The following is an 8,422-nucleotide window of genomic DNA, read 5'->3' as shown; positions in this document are numbered from 1 at the left end:
CCCCACTCCCCACTCCCCCACTCCCCCACTCCCCACTCCCCACTCCCCACTCCCCACTCCCCACTCCCCAGTATGCTACAAGCTAGATGGTTTCAAATATTGCGTGCTTTAGGATTGGAGTTTTGGCTTCTTTTACCTTTGTTGGGTCTTGCTTTTTGGGCAGGGAGTGGATTTGTTACGGATAAATTGTTGAATCGTTCTTTGAGTACGGATAAATATTTGCGGGCTGATATTCAATTAGCAAAAAAAGCTCCGAAAACTACATTGTCAATTCAAGCGAAAATTAACAAGGTTAAAGGGTTTTCTACGGTTACAGTTAAGACGGCAAACTCAACTTTAAAAGAGTTAAAATTTGAGTTTGTGTTTACAGAGTTAAGTCAGGTAGAAATGGCAATTAGTCAAGAGTTAGGATTGTCTGGTGAGGATGTGAAGAGGTTGGTACATTACGAAATTATTGAGAAAAAGATGTAGTAAGCACTTCAGTGCTTAAGATATATAAGCACTGAAGTGCTTACTACGAAAAAAATTCAATGAATTGGTTGATTGCGGTTTCTTAAAAAGCCTCCACTACGTTTTGCTAAAACTGTTTGAATTTCGGCGATGATTGATAAAGCTATTTCTTCGGGGGTATCTGCTCCGGTATCGATGCCAATTGGCGCGTATAATCTTTGTAGTTGTTGTTTGCTATAAATTATTTTTTCTGCTTCTAAATCTTGAAGTAGTTTTTCTGTGCGCTGTTTGGGTCCTAAAATCCCGATATAACGTGCGGGTGATGGTAAAAGCGTTTTCAGAATTTCTAAATCATCAAGATAATTGTGTGTCATCACTACAGCGATCGCGTTTTCATCTATAGCTATTTCTTTGTGGACTATTTCCCGACGGGTGAGAATCACTTTGTCTGCGATCGCTAATCGATCGAGTGTTGCTGAATGCGATCGGCAATCAACTACTGTAACATCCCACCCTAATGCTTTGGCAAAGTTAACTACAGGTATCGCATCGCGTTCTGCACCATATATAATTAGTGGTGTTGGTGGTTGGATGACTTCGATTAACACTTCTACGCTACCTGATAATTGATATTTTTTGACTGTTGTTTGCTGATTGTCAAGGGCAGCTTCAGCGTCTTTAATAAGAAGTTTTGTTAAGTTTGCTTGTTCAATATCAGTGATGACACTATTATCATAATTAAGAATTAGGCGCGAGCCGACTTTGACATCAAGCGCATTTTCTACACTGAAAACGGTAGCGATAACGCCGCGCTGTTGATTATTTAAGCACTCAGCAATAAATGCGATCGCATTAACTTTTCTTTCCACGTCCAAGCGTTCGATGAGGACTTGCACAACGCCGTTGCAGCCCAGCCCAAATCCCCAGACGATATCTTCATCGGCAGTGTTATCGTAGGTGACTGCAATCGGTTCCAAGAAGTGCATGTTTTGGCGAGTATGTTCAAAGATGTCATTTTCTAAGCAACCACCGCTAATTGCACCAATTATTTTTCCGGTATTTGTCATCAACATTTTCGCACCCGGACGTCGGTAGGTTGAGCCAAAGGTGTTGACTACAGTTGCTAGGTATGAGGTTTCACCGTTTTTTTGGCTTTCGTCGAAGGCGTTGAGAATTGCTTGTAACTCGTTCATACTGAGTTTGGCTCAAATATGTAATTTGTTTGTGAGGTTGCTGGCTGTTATATTATGTCCGGTCACATATATTGTAGAGACGTTCGGTGCGGAACGTCTTTACGACGGTTGCAGTGTTTGATACAGAACAAACAGTGTTTGATACAGAACAAACAGTTTTTGATACAGAATAAACAGTCTTTGATACAGAATAAACAGTCTTTGATACAGAATAAACAGTCTTTGACACAGAATAAACAGTCTTTGATACAGAACAAACAGTGTTTGATACTCGTTGACGTTTTGCATTCATCTGATATTTTCGACATTAAGTCTTATTCGTAGTAAGCACTTTAGTGCTTAAAAGCGCTCTCTGCGCTTACTACGAAAAGCTAAACCGCAATCAACTTCGAGCGCGGAAAGCTGATATTTTCAACATTAATACTTCTCAATTGCCGGACACCCGGAATTGAGTACGCGCTTGTTGCGTCTTAAAGCAGTATCGCGAAAATAACCGCAACAAGTCAATTGTAACAAATTGCCGCAAATCGAAGCCATATGCCGTAATTGTGCGGAAGCGCTGGCGAGAAGTGCTTGACTAAATGACACAGAAAGCGATCGCGACACAATACAAGCACCATGATTGCAACTTTTTTTCGTACTTGTCAAACCAATATACTAAAGCATTTCTACAGTCAATTATTAACCTTAGCAGAATTATCTTTTGGATAAGTCAAACTCCAGTTATATTGATCGTTGAGTTGGAAATACTTTCCTTGAAGAATTAATCGCAGAGCCAGTCGAGTTCTGATGTAATCTCTAATGAGATGCGTTCCCGGTTCCGCAAAAATATCATCATAGAATTGACTATTGCCAAAAGGCTTTTCGCAGAAGCTGCCAAGATGTTTAACTGTTAAAATAAAGAATGGCGGTTCCTTGTATTTATCTGGAACCATAAATATAGCATATACGTGGTGTTCGCCAAGCCACGGTTCAACAACAACTTTAATAGCATGTACTTGGAATTTTTGCGTGTTTGATGACATAAAAGGTTCTGCATTACAAGCAGTATCATCTAACGGCATCCACAGTGTAATAAACGAGAGCGAAAGTATAAAAATTATAATATAAGTAACCAGACGACGCATAAACAGCAAGAGAAAGTATTTGTGTTCACATTCAAAATAAAAGTTAGCGATCGCCTATATTCAACTTATATTATAAAAGCGCAAATCACACACATTGTAGAGACGTTCCACCGGAACGTCTCTAACAACGTTTTACTTCTCGGTGTTTTTATTACTCAATTACAAAAATCCCCTTTTCTATCCACACAATACCGAAGCAAGGTGGACAGGACGAGATAAATAAGGGCAATGTCCCCCAGGTAATTCTATCGCATCAACTCCCAAGCGCTTGCGTGCAGCATAACGCGACCATGTAGGAGAAATTATCCGGTCATCAGCGCAGACAATATACACGCACTCTACATCCGGCAAAGCTTGTAGGGGACTGACCTCAAAAATATATGCCATTGATTTCTGCTGCCGCATTTGGGAAACTGCCCAACGTGCTATATCTGCTTCACAGTCGTGAAAGAAAAATTCCATTGCTACTGCTTCGCTTAGTACAGGATTTTTCCCCAGAGAAGCAGGTTCGTACATATCAGGTTCATCACGGAACTTTTCTAACTTACTTTCTTCTGGGCGATCGCACCCTAATGCCTTCATCATATCAGGCATATCTTCATAAAACTGGTCAGCCGTACTAGTTCCGGGGTATGGAATCAGCGCAGCGAGAAACACAAGTTTACGTACAGGACGCTCTTGAGCGACAATCGGGATAACAGTACCAGCCATTGAGTGACCAACTAATATAATATCGTCTTCGTCTTTGGGAAGCGATCGCAGCACTGCATCAGCAAAATCAGACAAACTTGCAGATAAATCTTCAATTGGCAAATCCATCGCTACAGCTTTGTGTCCCCGCGCTTCCAGTTCGGGAATTAGCAGATCCCAACACCACGCACCTTGACCGAAACCGTGAACTAAACAGAAAATACTCATATAACGCTTTTTACTTACTATGTTTTATTAATAATGCTGTCAATTAAACCGTAGCTAACTGCTTCCTCAGCACTCATAAAAAAGTCCCGTTCCGAATCAGTATCAATTTGCTCTTTCGATTGACCAGTATTCGCAGCAAATATCCGATTAATTGATTCTCTCAAAAACAGAACTTCTTTCGCTGCTACTTCAATATCAGTCGCTTTTCCTTCACTGCTTCCTGATAATTGGCGAATCGTAATTCTCGCATTTGGCAAAGCTAATCTTTTACCCTTAGTTCCTGAGGAAAGCAAGAAAGCTCCCATTGCAGAAGCATTACCAAGACAAACAGTACATACATCTGTTCTAATTTGCCTCATAGTATCATAAACTGCCATTGCCGCCGTTATTGAACTTCCAGAACTGTTGATATATAAAGTGATGTCTTTTTCTGGATCTTCATGGTCTAGAAACAGTATTTGGGCAACGATTAGGTTAGCTGTTTCTTCGGTAAGTTCGCCTTTAATAAAGATAATTCGCTCTGCCAGCAAATGCGAATAAATATCAAAGCTGTTTTCTCTATTTTTTGTCGAAATCACAGTTGCTAAACCAAGTTGATAAGGAAGGTTCATGTTTAATAGTTCCCAAATCATTAATTTTTACAGTTCTCAACAACTCCCATTTCACCAAGACGAATTGTGATGATTTCTACATCTGTAATTGCTTTGTGGGAACCATTCTTGGCATTGGCAGGAGTAAACCAAAAAGTTCCAGCTTTGCATTCGCGTCCACCCGTTTCGATAGTTCCTTGAATAACATATACGTACTCATCACAAGGATGGTGGTGAACTGGAATGATAGTACCTGCACTCATACGAAGCCGATGAATTGAACCTTGCGGAACTGGTTCAGCTAATGGCAGAATTTGTGTTCCTGAAAATTCCTTGATTTCATCCCACTGTTGGGTATTAGTGTTAATGAAAGTCTGTTGAGTCATGTTTATTTTTTTGAGTTCTTGAAAGTTTCTAGTAGGCGTTTTAACGCCTGTGTTAAGCACTTCAGTGCTTACTACGATTGTTTTAATATTTGTGGTAGGATTTCTTTTAGTTTGTAGTTCCAACCATTATTAAAAAACGAATCGATAATTACGCTATTTAATGGTTCATATCTACCGATAGATAATGTCTGAGTTACTGTATTTGACTTGTGTGTAAATTGACTTTGCCAAGTTTCAGCAGAATGCTGTGGCTGTTCTAATTTGATAGTTTCATGCTGCAATATTTGATGTTTCAGTTGCAGTCGAGTTCCACCATCAACAGGTGTTAGCGTCCAAGTGACAATTGATGGCTGATGCATCAATTTGTCTTGCCAAGTGTAAGAAAGTCGATTTGGTTCATCGAGTTCAATTACTTCGCAATCAATGCTTCCGTCTATTCCTGGTAGTGTTGAATGCTGAAATCGAAATTTGTGTCCGATACGCGGCTGAAAGTCGTTTTCCATCAACCACGCTGCCAGCGCTTGACGGTTAGTAATAACTTGCCAAACTCGTTGCGGGGGATAAGCGTAGAAAACTTCCATATTCAATTTAATCATGATTCCTCCTCCAGATAGGTGCCAAGGACATTGAGTTTTTCCTGCCAAAATTGCTCGTAATGGGCAATCCAGTCAGATATCTGCTTTAGTGGTTCCGGGTTGAGCCGATACAAACGCTGTCGTCCTGCTTTCCGCATTTGAACTAAACCAGCTTCACAAAGTATCTGTAAGTGCTGAGATATGGCTGGTAAACTCATGGCAAATGGTTCAGCCAACTCTTTGACAGGTTGTTCACCGCTACGCAATTGATCTAATAACGCTCGTCGCGTCGGATCGGCGATCGCCATAAATATATCCGCACTGGCAGCATGTCTACTCATACCGATTTAGAAGATCGCGTGTGCCAAGCTTCCAGATGTTTTCCTCTTTATTTAAGTATTCGCTTAAATATATATTAGTTAAGCATTCGCTTAAATGTCAAGTGTGATTTTGCATCTCGTTGTAGTTAGCGCTTCAGCGCTTCAGCGCCGACTACGAAGTTATATTTAATCTAGGACTTACGCAAGCGTCACAATATAAGGTCAACTGGCACATATATTTAAATTTGAGATTAATGCTTGTAAGCATTGATTTATAAGCGTTAGAGCAAAAGTAAGTCAATGTGACAGTTTTTAGATAAATGTGCCAGTTGCGTAAGTACTGTAATCTTTTGGCATTCAAGATGACAAACCCCACTATTGGCATCATCATCCTTGCAGCGGGTGCATCGACTCGCATGGGCAAACCAAAACAATTGTTACCGTATCAGGGTCGCAGCTTGCTTCGTCATATAACAGAAGTGGCGATCGCCTCCAAAAACCAGCCGATCATCGTCGTACTTGGGGCAAATGCAGAAATCATAAAACCAGAAATTTGTCAACTACCCGTGCAAATTGTAGAAAATCTTCAATGGGCTTCGGGGATGGGTTCTTCAATTCAAGCTGGTGTAAATGCTTTGGGGCAAAATGTAGAAGCGGTAGCGATCGCACTTTGCGATCAGCCTTTTGTTTCCGTGCAAGTTATCAATCAACTAGTAGAAGCATATCGTTTGACGAATAAAGCGATCGTTGCTTGCGAATATGCAGGTACATTAGGCGTACCAGCTTTATTTGACCATACTTTTTTTTCAAAACTGACGAACCTTAAACAAGGGGAAGGTGCCAAGCAGATAATAAAGAAATACATTAACCAAGTTACTTCTATTCCTTTCTTGCAAGGGAAGATTGATATTGATACGCCCGATGATTACGAGCAATTACAAATAATGTAGGACTTACGCATCTTACTAAACCCAAAGTTGGGGAAACAACGCATCCATGTGTGGCATCATCTTCACGACTAACAGTCTGCCAAGCATCTTATGCATCTCATACAAAAAAGATACTAAACTATATTGGAGAATGCAGTTTATTTCTTGTTCCCACTCCTGGAGTCAACAAAACTAAGCAACGAGTGTAAGTAGGAGATGTTCATTTATGCCGAGAAAGACCGCACAGGAAAAACAAGCGTATCGAACCGAGGTGATTCGACGTCTTAACGCAGCGATGCCCTCAGTAATGCAGGAATATGCCTCAATTAATTGGGCAGAGGAAGTAAAAGGCTACCGTACCGACCATGAATATTACCCTGACTACATCCACGCTTCCATTCATGGCATAACCGATGCTTACACTAACCCTCAGTCGTGTTTAGCCTGGGATGCTGCTATGGATGTTATTATTCCCCTCAGCCACAATGTTAGTTGCCTTTCTTTGCGCGAGAAAATGGCTGAACTAATTCCTCAAGACACTCAAATTGATACGGTGCTAGAGCTTGGTGCAGGTACGGCTGAAGGAGCGCTGGCTCTGGCACGGCGGTTTCCACAAGCTACTTTTCGCGTTACTGATGTTTCGCCTTACATGCTGGCGATCGCTCAACACAAGTTTAACAAGGCTGGATTTAGCGAGCGGGCAAAGTTCGAGCAGGTGGACGCCCGTCACACTGGCTACCCTGACAACTCCTTCGATCTTGTCACCTCATCACTACTCTTTCACGAGACGCCTAAAGAGTGGACACCTAAGATTCTTAAGGAGATGTACCGGATCGCCAAACCCGGAGGTTGGGTACTATACGCTGACACCTTTCGTGGTGAATACGCCCTGAGCGCTTATATTGAAGAACCGTGGTTGGATGACTTTATCCATTTCAACTTTGAGTATGAGTTTGCGAAAGCAGGTTTTACAGAACTCAGTTACATTCCCTATGCCGTAGGTTTGTGGTATATGGTTGGTCGCAAGCTAGAAACGTGAGGACAAAACAATGACAACACTTGATAATCTTGGAGTCAACAAATCATCTGATACTCAATATCCGATTGATGATTTGTTATCAGCACGCTGGAGTCCTCTAGCTTTCTCAGAAAAATCGGTTGAACCAGAAAAATTACGCAGTGTCTTAGAAGCAGCACGATGGGCGGCTTCTTCTTACAACGAGCAGCCGTGGAGTTTTATCGTTGCAACTAAAGACAACCTGGCTGAATTTGACCGTTTACTAAGCTGTTTAGCAGAAGGTAATCAAGAGTGGGCAAAGACTGCCCCAGTATTAATGCTATCAGTGGCGAAGCTACAGTTTGAGCGCAACGGCGTGGAAAATCGACACGCTTTTCATGATGTTGGGGCAGCAGCAGCTCAACTAGCAATGCAAGCAACGGCATTGGGGCTATTTATTCACCAAATGGCGGGATTTGATGTACCTTTATCGCGATCGCTGTACAGTATTCCTGAAGGTTATGAGCCAGTAGCAGCGATCGCACTAGGTTATATAGGAGATCCGCAAATACTATCTGAAAAACTGTTGCAACGAACCTTAGCCCCGCGCACTCGTAAGCCGTTAGAAAATTTTGTCTTCTCAGGGAGATGGAACGAGACTTCACCACTGGTTACTGCCCAACCGATAACTTGAAAAAGCTAACGGCTAAGTTGAGCGGCGGCTAGTATCCTTTGCCTCACCATCAATATCTCTTGCCCGTCCGCTCCAACGTGTTGTTAGACCGGGCTTTCGCGACAAGTTCACAACTTCTCTGCCGCTTTCTGCTTCCTTCTTGCGTAGGTCTGCAAAGATTGCGTCCAAATCATAGTTGAAGGACTTCGCATACTCTTCACGGATTCGGTGGATCTCTTCGACAATCTCATCCGTCCACATGAC

The 8,422-nt window shown here is 41.9% G+C and carries 13 protein-coding genes; 4 read left to right on the top strand and 9 right to left on the bottom strand.

Annotated elements, in window-relative coordinates:
• A partial coding sequence (locus tag AABK37_RS24785) for a hypothetical protein (protein ID WP_432554181.1) occupies positions 1-471 on the top strand: 471 nt, incomplete at its 5' end.
• A 56-nt stretch (positions 472-527) separates the two neighbouring features.
• On the opposite strand, the gene AABK37_RS24780 is transcribed toward AABK37_RS24785, so the two are convergent.
• From AABK37_RS24780 to AABK37_RS24745, 8 genes are all read right to left on the bottom strand, one after another.
• On the bottom strand, positions 528-1,643 hold the full coding sequence (locus tag AABK37_RS24780) for an XdhC family protein (RefSeq protein WP_432554180.1): 1,116 nt from the start codon (positions 1,641-1,643) through the stop codon (positions 528-530).
• 417 nt (positions 1,644-2,060) lie between these two features.
• Positions 2,061-2,291 carry a hypothetical protein gene (locus tag AABK37_RS24775; protein ID WP_432554179.1) on the bottom strand — a complete coding sequence of 77 codons (231 nt, stop codon included), beginning with the start codon at positions 2,289-2,291 and terminating at the stop codon, positions 2,061-2,063.
• Positions 2,292-2,317: 26 nt separating this feature from the next.
• Complete coding sequence (locus AABK37_RS24770; RefSeq protein WP_432554178.1) at positions 2,318-2,668, bottom strand: hypothetical protein; 351 nt, start codon at positions 2,666-2,668, stop codon at positions 2,318-2,320.
• 279 nt (positions 2,669-2,947) lie between these two features.
• Positions 2,948-3,688: an alpha/beta fold hydrolase gene (locus AABK37_RS24765; protein ID WP_432554177.1), complete on the bottom strand. Its 741-nt coding sequence runs from the start codon at positions 3,686-3,688 to the stop codon at positions 2,948-2,950.
• Between the two features lie 17 nt (positions 3,689-3,705).
• A complete protein-coding gene (locus tag AABK37_RS24760; RefSeq protein WP_432554176.1) occupies positions 3,706-4,299 on the bottom strand; it encodes an ATP-dependent Clp protease proteolytic subunit in 594 nt (197 codons plus the stop codon).
• Between the two features lie 20 nt (positions 4,300-4,319).
• Positions 4,320-4,664 (bottom strand): cupin domain-containing protein, encoded by a 345-nt coding sequence (locus tag AABK37_RS24755; RefSeq protein ID WP_432554175.1) that lies wholly within the window; start codon positions 4,662-4,664, stop codon positions 4,320-4,322.
• Between the two features lie 71 nt (positions 4,665-4,735).
• Positions 4,736-5,260 (bottom strand): SRPBCC family protein, encoded by a 525-nt coding sequence (locus tag AABK37_RS24750; protein ID WP_432554174.1) that lies wholly within the window; start codon positions 5,258-5,260, stop codon positions 4,736-4,738.
• Positions 5,257-5,580 (bottom strand): ArsR/SmtB family transcription factor, encoded by a 324-nt coding sequence (locus AABK37_RS24745; RefSeq protein WP_432554173.1) that lies wholly within the window; start codon positions 5,578-5,580, stop codon positions 5,257-5,259. The genes AABK37_RS24750 and AABK37_RS24745 overlap by 4 nt, the downstream gene beginning before the upstream one ends.
• 341 nt (positions 5,581-5,921) lie before the next feature.
• Here AABK37_RS24745 and AABK37_RS24740 point away from each other — a divergent pair, with 341 nt between their 5' ends.
• The 3 genes from AABK37_RS24740 (at position 5,922) to AABK37_RS24730 (ending at position 8,179) form a co-directional block, all read left to right on the top strand.
• Positions 5,922-6,509, top strand: coding sequence for a nucleotidyltransferase family protein (locus tag AABK37_RS24740; protein WP_432554172.1), 588 nt, complete (start codon positions 5,922-5,924; stop codon positions 6,507-6,509).
• A 205-nt stretch (positions 6,510-6,714) separates the two neighbouring features.
• Positions 6,715-7,527 carry a methyltransferase domain-containing protein gene (locus AABK37_RS24735; RefSeq protein ID WP_432554171.1) on the top strand — a complete coding sequence of 271 codons (813 nt, stop codon included), beginning with the start codon at positions 6,715-6,717 and terminating at the stop codon, positions 7,525-7,527.
• A gap of 10 nt (positions 7,528-7,537) precedes the next feature.
• Complete coding sequence (locus AABK37_RS24730; protein WP_432554170.1) at positions 7,538-8,179, top strand: nitroreductase family protein; 642 nt, start codon at positions 7,538-7,540, stop codon at positions 8,177-8,179.
• Positions 8,180-8,191: 12 nt separating this feature from the next.
• Here the strand turns inward: AABK37_RS24730 and AABK37_RS24725 are convergent, their stop codons facing one another.
• Positions 8,192-8,419 carry a hypothetical protein gene (locus AABK37_RS24725; protein ID WP_432554169.1) on the bottom strand — a complete coding sequence of 76 codons (228 nt, stop codon included), beginning with the start codon at positions 8,417-8,419 and terminating at the stop codon, positions 8,192-8,194.
• Positions 8,420-8,422: the final 3 nt, after the last annotated feature.

Origin of the sequence: Tolypothrix sp. VBCCA 56010 (genome assembly GCF_050875635.1) — a bacterium.
Lineage (GTDB): Bacteria > Cyanobacteriota > Cyanobacteriia > Cyanobacteriales > Nostocaceae > Hassallia.
Note: the sequence above shows the minus strand (reverse complement) of the source record. Positions and strands in the feature narration are given on the sequence as shown.